Genomic DNA, 13,037 nt, shown 5'->3' on the forward strand with positions numbered 1-13,037 from the left:
TTGATGTGATCGGGAATGCCTCGGGTGGTGTGGTCGTCCGGGTAGTGCACGAGGATGTCTTGTGCGTGACTCTTGTGAAGGTTCTCCCACTGCTGGCCGGTGTAAACGTGGAAGTCGAGGTCGTCGAAGTTGGCCAGCTTTTTTGGCAAGCGTTAGCGGCCCTTGCCGGGCCGCTAGTCGGACGCGGAGGCATTTGGGCCTCCTGCGACATCGCATCAGACCCGAACCTGCATTGACTGCACGTGCAGCCCGGGTGCTTTTATCGGCAGCGCTTCAAAGATCCCGCTTCCAGATCTGCCCCACCAGATCATGACCAAAGCTGTGGTGACGCTCTTCCTTGACGAGTGCGAAACCGGCACCTTCGTAGATGCGGCGGGCTGAGGTCAGTACATCGTTGGTCCATAGCAACATGCTGGTGTAGCCGGCGGTTTTCGCGAAGGCCAGGCATTCGTCGACGAGGCGTTTGCCGACGCCGAGGCCACGCCCTTTCGGATCGACGAGCAGACAGCGTAGTTGCGCGATGGTGGGATCTTCTTCGTTGCGAACCACGAAGACGCAGCCGACGCGTTCGCCATCGACTTCGGCGATCCAGCAGCGCTCCGCGTCGGGATCGTGCTTGGTGGCGAAGCGCGCGAACAGGGTGGCGACCAGGGCTTCGAAGTCGTCGTTCCAGCCGAATTCGTCGGTGTAGATGCGGGCATGGCGTTCGATGGCCCAGCCGATGTCGCCGGCACGGTGTGTGCGAATGGTGAGTGTGCCGTCACCGGCTTCGTGTGACAGGGTGCGCTGGAGGTCCTGCATCAACGTCAGCGCGCGCGCGCGGCGCGGCGTCGATAGTCCTGAAAGATGGGACGCTGCGACGGCATGGGATTTCTTATCAAGGTCCCGGAACACCTTGCGCCCTTCGGGGGTGAGGGAGAGCACGATCTGGCGGCCGTCATCGGGCGAGGACTCGCGCCGGATGAGCCCTTGCGAAGCGAAGTTCTGCACGATGCGGCTCAGGTAGCCGGCATCGAGACCGAGGACGTCGCCGATCTCGCGCGCCGTCACCGCTTTGCGGATGCCCAGCTCGAACAGCACCCGCGCCTGCGTCAAGGTAAACGGGCTGGCCAGGAGTCCTTCGTCGAGCACCCCGATCTGCCGGGTGTAGAACCGGTTGAAGCCGCGAACGGTTTCGGCCTGTGAATTCAGCAAATCATCGGTCATGGCGCACCTCGTGACGGCGAGGCGCTAGTTCACCCCATATAATTGACTGAGTCAACTATATGGGGTGAGGGATGGACGGCCCCCGGGTTCTTTCAACCCTTCGCTGCGATACGAAGCGCGGGCTGCGCGACGTGTGCGGCGAAGCCGACTTCACCCGGCGCGATGTCGGCGCGCAAAGTGCATTCGGGGATGTCGTAGGCGCCGGTGTTCTGCGGGTAGAACGGAATCGGCTGCGTCTTCCACAGGTCATCGAGACGTTGGCCGAGCGCGTCGCGGATGTTTGAGAAGCGCGCCTCGTCGGTGCGGCTGACACGGTAGACCACGAACGGCGGCAGCACGTCGAAGCCGGGGTAGTAGAGGATGCCGTGCTGGATGGGGAACAGCAGATCGTCGATGGGGCCATTGATGCCGCGTGGGCCGTAATGCGATTCCCAGCCGCCGGCGGTGACCATCAGCATCGCGCGCTTGCCCGCCAGCGTGCCTTCGCCGTAGCGGTTGCCCCAGCGCGTGTCGGAGTGTTCGCCCACGCCATAGCCGAAGCCGTAGGCGTAGACGCGTTCCACCCAGCCTTTGAGGATCGCCGGCATCGAGAACCACCACAGCGGAAACTGCAGGATGACCGCGTCGGCCCAGCGCAGCTTGTCCTGTTCGAGCGCGATGTCCGGAGTTTGCAGGCCGTTCTCGAAGGCGTACTTGGAGTCGCGCTCTGGATGGAAGGGTTCGCTGTCCTTTCGTTCCAGTACGTCGTCAGCGTCGAGCGCCGCTTTCCATTGCATGGCGTACAGGTCGGAGACCTGGACGGTGTGGCCGGCGGCTTCGAGGCGCTTGACGGTGAAATCCTTCAGCGCGCCGTTCAATGACTTGGACTCGGGGTGAGCGTAGACGAGAAGCACATGCATGGTGGGGCCCTCAGACTTGGATGAGGGCAAGCTAGGGTGCCGGCAGGTATATTGGAAATGAATTTCTAATATTCCAGGTATTGCCATGAATAATCTGCGTCGGCTGGATCTGAATCTGCTGGTCACGCTGGATGTGCTGCTGTCGGAGCACAACGTAACGCGTACCGCACAGCGCCTGAATTTCTCGCAGCCTTCGGTAAGCGTCCACCTTGCCAAGCTGCGGGATATTTTCGGGGACCCGCTGTTGTTGCCGGGGCCGCGCGGCATGCGGCCCACGGCACGGGCCGAGGCGTTGCGCGAACCGTTGCGGCTGGCGCTCGATGCGCTGGAAAACGCGGTGTCGCCCGCAAGTCCCTTCGACCCGGCCAAGGCCAGTGATATCTGGCGTGTCGCTGCGTCGGACTATGGCGAGTCGACCATTGTGCTGCCGGTCTTGCGCGGATTGCGTTCGGTGGCGTCAGGTACTCGATTGGCGGTGCTGGAACTCGCGCCACGGCGCATCGCCCGACAGGCAGAGCAAGGGGAGATCGATCTCGCTTTTCACACCACGGAGGGAGCGCCCCCTGGCATGCGGCGCCGGGCGTTGTTTACGGAGCGGTATGTACTGGTGGGGCGTGTGGGTCATCCGCGACTAAAAAGACGGCCGACGCTGGCGCAGTTCTGCAAGCTGGACCATGTGATGGTGTCGCCAGATGGCGGGGGTTTCCACGGTGTCACGGACGAGGCGCTCGCCAAGGTCGGTCTGACGCGGCGGGTGGTGCTTTCGGTGCCGCACTTTCTGTTCGTGAGATCAGTGCTGGCCACTACCGATCTGGTGGCGATGTTGCCTGCACGTCTGGTTCGCGATGTGAGCGAGCTACAGGTGGTGGAGCCGCCGGTGGATGTGCCGGGTTACCAGATGGCGATGCTGTGGCACGAACGCTCCCATCGCGATCCGGCGCATCAGTGGTTGCGGGAGTACATCGCCGGAGCGGTGTGATCTTGCGGTATGGCAGGAAGTGGCCCAGGACAGGGCGCGTAAATGGCTCTTCCCGCCTTCGCTACCGAGGTGCACTTTTTGCGCTGGCTTCCGATGGAAGGTGGGCGCATGGCTTTCTCCTGTTCGCTGACGCGTTGTGGTGCGTTGATCGGAGTCTTCGTTGGTATTAGTGCCGGGTGTTTGCTGGCGGTGCCGGCGCATGCCTTGCCGGCGGGCGGTGCGGTGACCAGGCCGGCGGCGGCCGTCGATCACGTGCATGACTTCGATATGTTCTTTGGTACCTGGCATTCGAAGCAGCGGCGTTTGAAGGAGCGGCTGGCGGGGAGCACGGCGTGGGAGGAGTTCGACGGCACCCAAGTGGTGCGCCCACTGCTCGACGGGCGCGGCAATATGACGGAGAACGTGTTCACCATGCCGGATGGGACGGTCCATCGCGGGGTGACGTTGCGCGCGTTTGATCCCGAGTCACAGCGATGGTCGATCTGGTGGCTGGACGGAAACCATCCGACCAGCATCGATGTGCCGGTGGTCGGTAGTTTCGAGAATGGGGTGGGGACGTTTTATTCGGACGATACGTTTGACGGCAAACCCATCAAGGTGCGCTTCCAGTGGTCGCACATGACGCACACCACCTTGCAGTGGGAGCAGGCGTACTCGCCCGATGGCGGCAAGACCTGGGAAACGAACTGGGTGGCGTATTTCACCCGGACGCGATGAAGCGTACCGCGCTGTCGCTCAGCGGACGTCCTTCATCATCTCCGCCAGCCAGTCAATAAACACACGCAGGCGCAACGATTGCTGGCGCTGGCGCAGGTACAGCACGTTCAGCGGCAGTAAGGGCGGCGGTGATGCCGGCAACAGTTCGCGCAACTCACCGCGAGCCAGTGCCTGGCGGATGCGGTAGCGCGGGAACTGCGCTATGCCAAGGCCCGCCTCGCAGCAGGCGATGTAGGCATCGGAGCCGTTGACCGTGACCTGGGACGGCATGGTCACTTCGCGTAGCTTGCGTCCGACCATGAATTCCAGCGGTGTCGAACGACGCGTGTTGGGTGACGCCCAGTTCACCGCGACATGCCCTTCATGCAGCGCGGCCAGCGTCTCCGGCATGCCGTGCTTCTTCACATAGGCCGCGCTGGCCACGGTGACCTGTTCCAGCACCGCGACGCGGCGCGCGACCATGCTCGAATCGCTCAGTTCGCCGGAACGCAGCACGCAGTCGACGCCTTCCTGCACCAGATCCACGAAGCGGTCGCTGGTGCCTATATCGAGTTCGATGTGCGGATAGCGCGCAAAGAATGCCGGCAGGGCCGGCGCCAGCAGATGTCGCGCCAGCGTAGCCGGTACATCCACGCGGATGCGTCCTTTCGGTTGTATGGCCGCTTCGCGGAAATCCGCTTCGACTTCGTCGAGGTCGGCCAGCAGGCGCACGCAGTGGCTGTAATACCTCTCGCCATCGCGGGTGGCGCGGACGCTGCGGGTGGTCCGCTGCAGCAGGTGCGCGCCCAGGTGTGTTTCCAGCCGCTTGATGGTGTGGGTGAGGGTGGCGCGCGGCAGGCTGAGGTCGTCGGCAGCGCGGGTGAAGCTGCCGAGTTCGACGATGCGCGTGAAGACCCGCATGGCTTGGAGCTGGTCCATGGCACCTGCCTTTCCAATTGTTGGTTAATTTGAAACAGATATGGCGATTATTGAGCATTTATCCACAAGGCGCACAAGCGCAGGATGTGCTCACTTTCCCCACCCACCAGGAACTTCTGTCATGCAAACGCGATTGCTTGGCCGTAACGGCCCCAAGGTTTCCGCCCTCGGACTGGGCTGCATGGGTATGAGTGAGTTCTACGGCGTGCGCGACGACGCCGAATCGATCGCCACCATCCACCACGCGCTGGAGCGCGGCTTCAATCTGCTGGACACGGCCGATGTCTACGGCCCGCACACCAACGAAGTCTTGGTCGGCAAAGCGATTCGCGATCGCCGCGACCAGGCGTTTATCGCCACCAAGTTCGGCATCGTGCGTAAGGAAGACAATGCGCAATTTCGTGGCGTGAACGGCAGCCCCGACTATGTGCGCAGTTCCGTCGAAGGCAGCCTGCAGCGGCTGGGTATCGACCATATCGATCTGTATTACCAGCACCGCACCGACACCAAGGTGCCGATCGAGGAAACCGTCGGCGCCATGGCCGAACTGGTGGCCGCCGGCAAAGTGCGCCACCTCGGCCTTAGCGAAGTCTCCGCCGCCAACCTCGAGCGTGCGCATGCGGTGCATCCCATCGCCGCGGTGCAGAGCGAATTCTCGTTGTGGACGCGCGACCCGGAAGAGAACGATGTACTGGCAACCTGCCGCCGTCTCGGCATCGCCTTCGTCGCCTATTCCCCGCTGGGGCGCGGCTTCCTCACCGGCGCCATCACCACGCCCGACGATTTCGAAGCGGATGACTACCGCCGCACCAGTCCGCGCTTCCAGGGCGAAAACTTCGCCCGCAACCTGGCGCTGGTCGATCGAGTCAAACAGCTCGCCAAGGACAAAGGCTGCACCGCTGCGCAGCTCGCCCTGGCCTGGGTGCTGGTGCAAGGCGACGACATCATCGGCATCCCGGGCACCAAGCGCCGCGACCGTCTCGACGAAAACCTCGGCGCGCTAGAGGTGAAACTCAGTGCCGCCGAACTCGCCGCCATCGACGCCATCTTTCCGCCGAATGCCGTAGCAGGTCCTCGCTATACCGAGGCGATGTTGAAGCTCCTCAATGCTTGAGTTTGAGGGGTATCGCAAGAGCGTTACCCCTCCCCAGCCCTCCCCTGCGAGCAGGGGAGGGGGCAAGAGCATGGTGCAGCGGTGAGGACTGGACGATCAGGCCGAAGAGAATTATCCCGACGTCTGACACTGGAAAAGGCGTAGCTACAAAGCCCACCGCCTGCTTTCAGGCCATTTCTCTTTGGTTACTTTCTCTTTACTCCGGGCATCCATGCTCTCCGCCCTTCGGGCCAGCTGCGCTGTTCGCACCCGCTCCTGCGGGTGCGTGGGCCAGCAAAGAGAAAGTGACTCGGACCGCGGCAGCGGTTCGAAAGCCCGCGGCAGGCGAGCCAGCGCACGCAGACGCGACAACCGAGCGATAACGCCACTGGATGACCAGCTTCGCTGTTGAAAAGCGCCTCCGGCCTACGCCGGAATGACGAAGTAGGCAAAGGTGTCGCAAGGGCCGAACCCTCGCCCCACCCTCTCAGCGCATTCCACTAAAATGCGCCCATGACCACCCCAGAACACTCCCCCCTAGGCAAAACCACCCCCTACGCCGACCACTACGATCCCAGCCTGCTGTTCCCCATCCCCCGCAGCATCAAGCGCGAAGAGATCGGCATCAGCGAGCCACTGCCCTTCCACGGCGTGGACATCTGGAACGCCTACGAACTGTCATGGCTGGATGCGCGCGGCAAACCGGTGGTGGCGCTGGCCGAGTTCCGTGTGCCGGCGACGTCGCCGAACATCATCGAATCGAAGTCGTTCAAGCTTTACCTCAACGGCTTCGCACAGGAGCGCATCGCGAGTGCGACGGAGATGATCGATACGCTGAGCCGCGATCTCTCCGCCGCAGCCGGCGCAACGGTGGATGTGCTGCTCAGTGCCGCCAGCGAGCAAGGTCACGCCATCGCCGATCTGGATGGCGAGCTGATCGATATGCTGGAGATCGACATCGACGATTACGGCCCGCCGAAGGCAGAGCATCTGCGCACCGGTGCGCCGGGCGATGTGGTGGAAGAAACCCTGGTATCGAATTTGCTTCGTTCCAACTGTCCGGTGACCGGGCAGCCGGATTGGGGCAGTGTGCAGATCCGCTATCGCGGTGAGCGCATCGATGCGTCGGGGCTATTGCGTTATCTGGTGTCGTTCCGCAACCACAACGAATTCCATGAACAGTGCGTGGAGCGCATCTTTGTGGATGTGATGGCGCGCTGCGCACCGCAGGAGCTGAGTGTGTACGCGCGCTACACGCGGCGCGGCGGGCTGGATATCAATCCGTTCCGCAGCAGTGTGGATATGGTGCCGGGTAATCCGCGCGGCGCGCGTCAGTAAGCTGAATTGGCGCGAACGCATTCGTAAAGGCCATGTCGTTGCGGACGCTGGGCTAACCATAACTTCATGCTTGGGGTCCTAGTTTCTGTGACTTGGGGGCGATCGGTGCTTGTTCCGGTCGCTAGTGACTCATCGACTAAAGGATGCCGCCATGAAATCTTCCATCCCCCACGTCGCCCTGTATGCCGCGACGCTCGCCGGCCTGCTGATGCTCAGCGGCTGCGGCAAGCACGAAGAGACGCCGCCGGCGGCGAATGCGCCCGCCGCGCCAGCAAGTACACCGGCCACCACGCCGCCCGCGAACCCTGCGCCGAGTAGCACCGCGCCCGCACCGAGCAGCACGACCAATTCACCCGCAACGAAGCCGGCCACCACTGGCACATCGCCGACGACGGCGGTGCCCGCCAGCACGGAATTTCGCATTGCGGCGGTGACAGTCGGTAACCAGGTGGCCGACGATCATCGCGTCAGCGAGGCGAAGAATCATTTCGCGCCGAACGACAAAGCCATCTATGCCAGCGTCGCCACCCAGGGCAATACCAAAGGCGTCACACTCAACGCCACTTGGACCTATCTGGAGGGCCAGGCGCGACCGATCACTAGCACTAGTCAATCGATCGCTACCGATGGGCCGGCCGTAACGACGTTCGAGGTACGCAACCCGAGCCTGTGGCCGGCCGGCAAATATCAGGTGGTGATTTCCCTCGACGGCAAGCCGGTAAGTACACAGGGATTTGACGTGGCGAAGATCTGAGCAGAGCGGATCGATAGCAAAACGCCGCAGGCCGGGGCTGGCCTGCGGCGTTTTTTATGCGCGGCGTTTCAGTCCCGGCACGCTCCTACGCGGTTAGCGGGGGGATGTGGGTGGGCGAGCCGTTGGAATCGAGTGCCACCATCACGAAGCGGCCGGTGGTGCAGACACGGCGGTCGCCGGTGAGCGGATCTTCGGCGGTCATTTCCACTTCGACATGCATGGAGCTGCGGCCGACGCTGACGATGCGCGCCACCAGTTCCACCAGCTGGCCGTTGCCTACGGGCACGCGGAAGTTCACTTCCTCCGAGCGCGCGGTGACTACGGTGCGTCGCGCGTGGCGCGAGGCGACGATGAAGGCGGCCTTGTCCATCCACGCCAGTGCCTGGCCGCCGAACAGCGTGCCGAGGTGGTTGGTGTGGTCGGGGAAGACCATTTCCAGCAGGCGGGCTTCGGGCAAGGGGGTAGTGGGCTCGGTCATGGGGGTCCTGGAGATGTGAGCGGTTACGATGGCCGAAACGCAAAAGGAGCATGCAATGCGTCACTGGCTTTTCATGGCGGTCGCCATTTTGACCGAAGTCGCTGGCACCTTGGCGATGAAATACGGCGCTCATCACGACACTCGCACGGCGGGGCTGGCGGTGATGTACGTGATGCTGGTGCTCTCGTACACCACGCTCGCGCTGGCGGTGAAACGGATTCCGCTGGCGGTGGCCTATGGTGCGTGGGAGAGCTTGGGGCTGGTGCTGATCACCCTGTGCAGCGCGTGGCTGTTTGCCGAGTCGCTCAACCTGACCAAGGTGGTGGCTATCGCGGTGATCATCACTGGCATTGTGTTGCTGGAGCACGGTACTGAGGAGGCGCCGCGCCGGCCGGGCGAGGGTGGGCATCATGCTGCCTGAGTTCGCGCCTATCCATTTGTTGTATCTCGCTATCGCCATTGCGCTGGAGGTGGTGGCGAATGTGTTGATGAAGTTGTCGCACGGGTTTGAGCGCAAGGGGCCGGCGTTGGCGGCGATTGGTTGTGCGCTGGCGGCGTTTACTGCGTTGAGTTATGCAATTGAGGGGATTGAGTTGTCGGTGGCTTATGGGGTGTGGGGTGGGGTTGGGTTGGTTGCTACGGCGGTGTCTGGCATCGTGATGTTTCACGAGCGATTGCGGCCTAGTGGGTGGCTGGGGCTGGCGCTGATCATGGCGGGGGTGGTGTTGATGAAATTTGCTTGAAGGGGGAAGAAGCGTGCCCCCCTTGCAAAGAGCCTTCCTACTTCGTCACCCCGGCGTAGGCCGGGGTCCAGTGCCTTATCGCCGGGTCTTAGCGTCTGCGTGCCCTGGCTCGCCTGCCGCGGGCTTTCGAACCGCTGCCGCGGTCCGGGTCACTTTCTCTTTGCTGGCCCACGCACCCGCAGGAGCGGGTGCGAACAGCGCAGCTGGCCCGAAGGGCGGAGGGCATGGATGCCCGGAGTAAAGAGAAAGTAACCAAAGAGAAATGGCCTGAAGAGCAAGCGGCGGGCTTTGTAGCTGCGCCTTTTCCAGTGTCAGGCGTCGGGATGGTTCTCTTTGAGGCCTGATCGTCTAGTCCTCACATGGCGTCGCGCTTTTGCTCCCTTCCCTGCTAGCAGGGGAGGGCTGGGGAGGGGTAAGGCCCTTGCGCCAACCCCCATGTCCCCATCAGGGACTTCTGGCAGGGGTCGCCCCATGACCTCCGGACTACGATCGAAGGGTTTGGACTGATCGGCCATGGCCGGCTTTCGCTGTAACGCTCCGGTGTGTCCGGGGTTTTTCCTTGGGGAGTAGAGCATGGGTTTGAAGATGGACGGGTCGCGCCTGTTGGGTGCGCTGGTGTTGAGTGCGCTATCGGCGGGTGTTGCCGCGCAGACGACGACGTTGACGGCGGATGATTACGCCAAGGCCGAGCGCCTGATGGGTTACAACACGGTGCCGCTGGTCGATCACGTGGTGCAGAACGTGACGTGGCTGGACGATGGCCATTTCGGTTATCGCGAGCATGACGCGGGTGGCGATCACTATCTGCGTATGGACGCCGCCACCGGCAAGGCCGAGCCGGCGTTTGATCAGGCCAAGTTGGCGACCGCGCTTACTGCCGTCCTCAACAAGCCGGTGGATGCCAAGAAGCTTGGCATCACTGATTTCAGCATGACCGCCGATGGCCGTCTCGATGTGAATCTGCGCGGCAAGCACTATCTGTGCGACCTGAAGGACAAAGGTGTGTGCGTTGCCGGCAAGGGCGCCAAGGAGAAGGCTGGCGCGAAGGAAGGTAGCGAGCCGGGTGTGCTGTCGCCGGACAAGAAGACGGAAGCTTTTATCCGCCATTGGAATCTGTGGCTGCGCGACGTTGCCACCCGCACCGAGACTCAGCTCACCACCGACGGTGTGGAAGATTTCGGCTACGCAACCGACAACGCCGGTTGGAAGCATTCGGACGAGGCGATTCTGGTGTGGTCGCCGGATTCGAAGCAGATCGCTACGTTCCAGCAGGATCAGCGCAAGACCGGCGAGATGTATCTGGTCACCACCAATGTGGGCCACCCCAAGCTGGAGAAGTGGAAGTACCCGCTGGTAGGCGACGAGAACGTCACCATGATCGAGCGCGTGATCATCGACGTGCCGGGCAAGAAAGTGGTGCGCCTGAAGATGGCACCGGATCAGCACCGCTCCACTTTGTGCGATGACGTGAGCTGCGGCCGCGATGGCGGCTGGGACGACGTGCAGTGGGCCGGCGACGGTAAGACGCTGGCGTTTGTGTCTTCCTCGCGCGATCACAAGCAAGCGTGGTTCCGCATTGCCGATGCCACGACCGGCACGGTGCGTACCGTGTTCGACGAGAAAGTGCCGACCTACTACGAGAGTGGCAACGGCAAGGTCAACTGGAGCTATCTGCCGGAGACCAACGAGGCGATCTGGTTCAGCGAACGCAACAACTGGGGCAACCTTTACCTGTACGACCTGAAGAGCGGCAAGCTCAAGCGCGCGATCACCACCGGCAACGGCAATGTCACCGAGGTGCTGCGGGTCGATCCGAAGAGCCGCACGCTGTGGTTCCGCGGCGTAGGCCGTGCCAATGGCGTGAACCCGTATTACCAGCAGTTCTGGAAGGTGAGCCTGGACGGTGGCAAGCCGACCTTGTTGACACCGGAGCCCTCCGATCACACCGTGATGCTGTCGCCGGATGGACGTCTGTTTGTGGATACCTATTCCACGCCGACCGTGCCGCCGGTGACCGTGCTGCGTTCGTCCGCTGACGGCAGTACCGTGGCCGAGATTGCGAAGGCTGATATCAGCCGCTTGGTTGCCGCGGGCTGGAAGGCGCCGGAGCCGTTTACGGTGAAGGGCCGCGACGGCAAGACCGATCTGTACGGTCTGATGTTCAAGCCGACGCATTTCGATGCCAGCAAGAAATACCCGATCGTCGATTACGTGTATCCGGGCCCGCAGACCGGTTCGGTCGGTACGCGCAGCTTCACGCCTGCACGCGGCGATCATCAGGCACTCGCCGAGCTGGGCTTTATCGTGGTTGCCATCGACGGCATGGGTACGCCGTGGCGCTCCAAGGCGTTTCATGATGCGTACTTCGGCAACATCATCGACAACACGCTGCCGGATCAGGTCGCCGGTTTGAAGGAGCTGGGCAAGCGTAATGCGTGGATCGAAATGGATCGCGTGGGCATGTGGGGCCACTCCGGCGGCGGCAACGCCACGGTGGGCGCGATGTTCATGTATCCGGATTTCTTCAAGGTCGGTATCGCTGAGAGCGGCAATCACGACAACCGCAACTACGAAGACGACTGGGCCGAGAAGTGGCAGGGCCTGCTGGTGAAGGACAAGGACGGCAACAGCAATTACGACAAGCAGGCCAACCAGGTCTATGCCGACAAGCTCAAGGGGCATTTGTTGCTCGCCCACGGCACCATGGACGACAACGTGCCGCCGTATCAGACCCTGCTGATAGTGGATGCGCTGATCAAGGCCAACAAGGATTTCGATCTGTTGCTGATCCCTAATGCGCATCACGGCTACGGCGATGCCAGCTTGTATATGACGCGCAAGCGCTGGGATTACTTCGTGCGCAACCTGATGGGTGGTACGCCGCCGAAGGAATACGTGTTGAAGATGCCGAAGGACTGACCGGCAAGAAGGTAAAAAAACGGCGGCCTCGATGGCCGCCGTTTTTGTTGATGCCTGCGTAGCGCGTCAGTTCGCGCTGACCGGTTGCGCCACGCCCTGGGCCTGGGCCTCGGCGATCAGTTTCCGCAGCTGTTCGTTGGCCTGCTCGGTGGCGCGTTGCTGGTGCTTGCCCAGGGCCTCCTGCTCAGCACCCAGCGCTTCCTGCTGCTCGCCGAGCAGGGCTTGCTGGTGGCCGAGCGCTTCTTGCTGGTCGCCCAGCGATTTCTGCTGGGTTTCGAGTTCCGCCTGGGCGGTGGCAAGTTGCTTGCGTCCCGCCGCGATATCGCTAGCCGGCTTGCCCTGGGCTTCGAGGGATGCGAGTTCGGCTTCGCGACTGGCGAGCATGGCCTGCTTGCTGGCCAGTGCGCCCTGGCGCGAGCCGAGCGCGCCTTGTTCGGCGCCGAGCTTGCCCTGTTGTCCGCCGAGCTTGCCTTGCTTGCCGCCGAGTTTGCCTTGCTCGTGGCCGATCGCTTCCACTTCGGCATAGGCGGCCTTGGCTCGCGCAAGGTAGGCGGGATCGCGGATCACCCACGCTTTGTCGCCGCGACGGAACCACAGGAAGGCGGATTGTTTGCTCTGCAACAGGCGGATGGTGTTCACGTCCTGCTCGGAGCCATCGATGGTGACCGAGTCGCCGTCGACCAGCGCAAAGCCATCGCTGGCGCCATGGGTATGGATGGAAATGTGGCGGCCGGTGAGCCCCGCCGTATAGGCCGGCGGCGCTGGCGGTGCCAAAGGTGCTGGCGGCGGAGGTGGTGGCGTGGGTGGTGTAGGTGGTACGGGCGGTGGTGGCGGCACATCGGTGTGCTGGCCGCCGGACGCACTGGCGCCGCTGACGGGCATCACGCAGAGCAGGGCGGCGAACATCGCCGGTATCCAGCGCGCGCGGGACGGCGAACGGAGAGACAGGTAGCGCTGCGGCATGGCAAGGAATCTCCTGACAAAAGTGGATGG

General features: G+C 62.8%; 13 protein-coding genes. 8 read left to right on the forward strand and 5 right to left on the reverse strand.

The window, feature by feature from the left end:
- Positions 1 to 273 precede the first annotated feature (273 nt).
- Together BM338_RS17200 and BM338_RS17205 are read right to left on the reverse strand one after the other, a co-directional pair.
- Complete coding sequence (locus BM338_RS17200) at positions 274 to 1,206, reverse strand: bifunctional helix-turn-helix transcriptional regulator/GNAT family N-acetyltransferase (RefSeq protein WP_090453011.1); 933 nt, start codon at positions 1,204 to 1,206, stop codon at positions 274 to 276.
- Between the two features lie 92 nt (positions 1,207 to 1,298).
- Positions 1,299 to 2,105, reverse strand: coding sequence for an NAD(P)H-dependent oxidoreductase (locus tag BM338_RS17205; protein ID WP_090453012.1), 807 nt, complete (start codon positions 2,103 to 2,105; stop codon positions 1,299 to 1,301).
- Between the two features lie 85 nt (positions 2,106 to 2,190).
- Between BM338_RS17205 and BM338_RS17210 the strand changes: the two genes are divergently transcribed.
- Both BM338_RS17210 and BM338_RS17215 read left to right on the forward strand, forming a co-directional pair.
- Complete coding sequence (locus BM338_RS17210) at positions 2,191 to 3,084, forward strand: LysR family transcriptional regulator (protein WP_090453014.1); 894 nt, start codon at positions 2,191 to 2,193, stop codon at positions 3,082 to 3,084.
- Positions 3,085 to 3,192: 108 nt separating this feature from the next.
- On the forward strand, positions 3,193 to 3,801 hold the full coding sequence (locus BM338_RS17215; RefSeq protein ID WP_218156376.1) for a DUF1579 domain-containing protein: 609 nt from the start codon (positions 3,193 to 3,195) through the stop codon (positions 3,799 to 3,801).
- A gap of 18 nt (positions 3,802 to 3,819) precedes the next feature.
- Here the strand turns inward: BM338_RS17215 and BM338_RS17220 are convergent, their stop codons facing one another.
- Positions 3,820 to 4,719: a LysR family transcriptional regulator gene (locus tag BM338_RS17220; RefSeq protein WP_090453016.1), complete on the reverse strand. Its 900-nt coding sequence runs from the start codon at positions 4,717 to 4,719 to the stop codon at positions 3,820 to 3,822.
- A 121-nt stretch (positions 4,720 to 4,840) separates the two neighbouring features.
- Here BM338_RS17220 and BM338_RS17225 point away from each other — a divergent pair, with 121 nt between their 5' ends.
- The 3 genes from BM338_RS17225 to BM338_RS17235 all read left to right on the forward strand — a co-directional run bounded on the left by BM338_RS17225 (position 4,841) and on the right by BM338_RS17235 (position 7,904).
- Positions 4,841 to 5,833, forward strand: coding sequence for an aldo/keto reductase (locus BM338_RS17225; protein WP_090453018.1), 993 nt, complete (start codon positions 4,841 to 4,843; stop codon positions 5,831 to 5,833).
- A 492-nt stretch (positions 5,834 to 6,325) separates the two neighbouring features.
- A complete protein-coding gene (gene queF / locus BM338_RS17230) occupies positions 6,326 to 7,150 on the forward strand; it encodes an NADPH-dependent 7-cyano-7-deazaguanine reductase QueF (protein ID WP_090453020.1) in 825 nt (274 codons plus the stop codon).
- 151 nt (positions 7,151 to 7,301) lie between these two features.
- Positions 7,302 to 7,904, forward strand: a complete 603-nt coding sequence (locus BM338_RS17235) for a hypothetical protein (protein ID WP_090453022.1) — start codon at positions 7,302 to 7,304, stop codon at positions 7,902 to 7,904.
- Between the two features lie 85 nt (positions 7,905 to 7,989).
- Here the strand turns inward: BM338_RS17235 and BM338_RS17240 are convergent, their stop codons facing one another.
- Positions 7,990 to 8,382: an acyl-CoA thioesterase gene (locus BM338_RS17240; protein WP_090453024.1), complete on the reverse strand. Its 393-nt coding sequence runs from the start codon at positions 8,380 to 8,382 to the stop codon at positions 7,990 to 7,992.
- 55 nt (positions 8,383 to 8,437) lie between these two features.
- Here BM338_RS17240 and BM338_RS17245 point away from each other — a divergent pair, with 55 nt between their 5' ends.
- The 3 genes from BM338_RS17245 (at position 8,438) to BM338_RS17255 (ending at position 12,044) form a co-directional block, all read left to right on the forward strand.
- Positions 8,438 to 8,803 (forward strand): SMR family transporter, encoded by a 366-nt coding sequence (locus BM338_RS17245; protein ID WP_090453026.1) that lies wholly within the window; start codon positions 8,438 to 8,440, stop codon positions 8,801 to 8,803.
- Positions 8,793 to 9,125 (forward strand): multidrug/spermidine efflux SMR transporter subunit MdtI, encoded by a 333-nt coding sequence (gene mdtI / locus BM338_RS17250; protein ID WP_255367353.1) that lies wholly within the window; start codon positions 8,793 to 8,795, stop codon positions 9,123 to 9,125. The genes BM338_RS17245 and mdtI overlap by 11 nt, the downstream gene beginning before the upstream one ends.
- Before the next feature lie 573 nt (positions 9,126 to 9,698).
- Positions 9,699 to 12,044: a S9 family peptidase gene (locus BM338_RS17255; RefSeq protein ID WP_090453028.1), complete on the forward strand. Its 2,346-nt coding sequence runs from the start codon at positions 9,699 to 9,701 to the stop codon at positions 12,042 to 12,044.
- A 66-nt stretch (positions 12,045 to 12,110) separates the two neighbouring features.
- Here BM338_RS17255 and BM338_RS21655 read toward each other — a convergent pair whose 3' ends face one another.
- Positions 12,111 to 13,007, reverse strand: a complete 897-nt coding sequence (locus tag BM338_RS21655) for a hypothetical protein (RefSeq protein ID WP_177229402.1) — start codon at positions 13,005 to 13,007, stop codon at positions 12,111 to 12,113.
- Between the last annotated feature and the right edge of the window lie 30 nt (positions 13,008 to 13,037).

It is taken from the genome of Dyella sp. OK004 (assembly GCF_900114495.1).
Classification (GTDB): Bacteria; Pseudomonadota; Gammaproteobacteria; order Xanthomonadales; family Rhodanobacteraceae; genus Dyella_D.

Bases quoted from the DNA above. Each gene is read 5' to 3' on its own strand.
- BM338_RS21655 (WP_177229402.1), bottom strand. From the start codon at position 13,007: ATGCCGCAGCGCTACCTGTCTCTCCGTTCGCCGTCCCGCGCGCGCTGG.
- BM338_RS17235 (WP_090453022.1), top strand. From the start codon at position 7,302: ATGAAATCTTCCATCCCCCACGTCGCCCTGTATGCCGCGACGCTCGCC.
- BM338_RS17200 (WP_090453011.1), bottom strand. From the start codon at position 1,206: ATGACCGATGATTTGCTGAATTCACAGGCCGAAACCGTTCGCGGCTTC.
- BM338_RS17215 (WP_218156376.1), top strand. From the start codon at position 3,193: ATGGCTTTCTCCTGTTCGCTGACGCGTTGTGGTGCGTTGATCGGAGTC.
- BM338_RS17225 (WP_090453018.1), top strand. From the start codon at position 4,841: ATGCAAACGCGATTGCTTGGCCGTAACGGCCCCAAGGTTTCCGCCCTC.
- BM338_RS17220 (WP_090453016.1), bottom strand. From the start codon at position 4,719: ATGGACCAGCTCCAAGCCATGCGGGTCTTCACGCGCATCGTCGAACTC.
- BM338_RS17240 (WP_090453024.1), bottom strand. From the start codon at position 8,382: ATGACCGAGCCCACTACCCCCTTGCCCGAAGCCCGCCTGCTGGAAATG.
- queF (WP_090453020.1), top strand. From the start codon at position 6,326: ATGACCACCCCAGAACACTCCCCCCTAGGCAAAACCACCCCCTACGCC.
- BM338_RS17245 (WP_090453026.1), top strand. From the start codon at position 8,438: ATGCGTCACTGGCTTTTCATGGCGGTCGCCATTTTGACCGAAGTCGCT.
- BM338_RS17210 (WP_090453014.1), top strand. From the start codon at position 2,191: ATGAATAATCTGCGTCGGCTGGATCTGAATCTGCTGGTCACGCTGGAT.
- BM338_RS17205 (WP_090453012.1), bottom strand. From the start codon at position 2,105: ATGCATGTGCTTCTCGTCTACGCTCACCCCGAGTCCAAGTCATTGAAC.
- BM338_RS17255 (WP_090453028.1), top strand. From the start codon at position 9,699: ATGGGTTTGAAGATGGACGGGTCGCGCCTGTTGGGTGCGCTGGTGTTG.
- mdtI (WP_255367353.1), top strand. From the start codon at position 8,793: ATGCTGCCTGAGTTCGCGCCTATCCATTTGTTGTATCTCGCTATCGCC.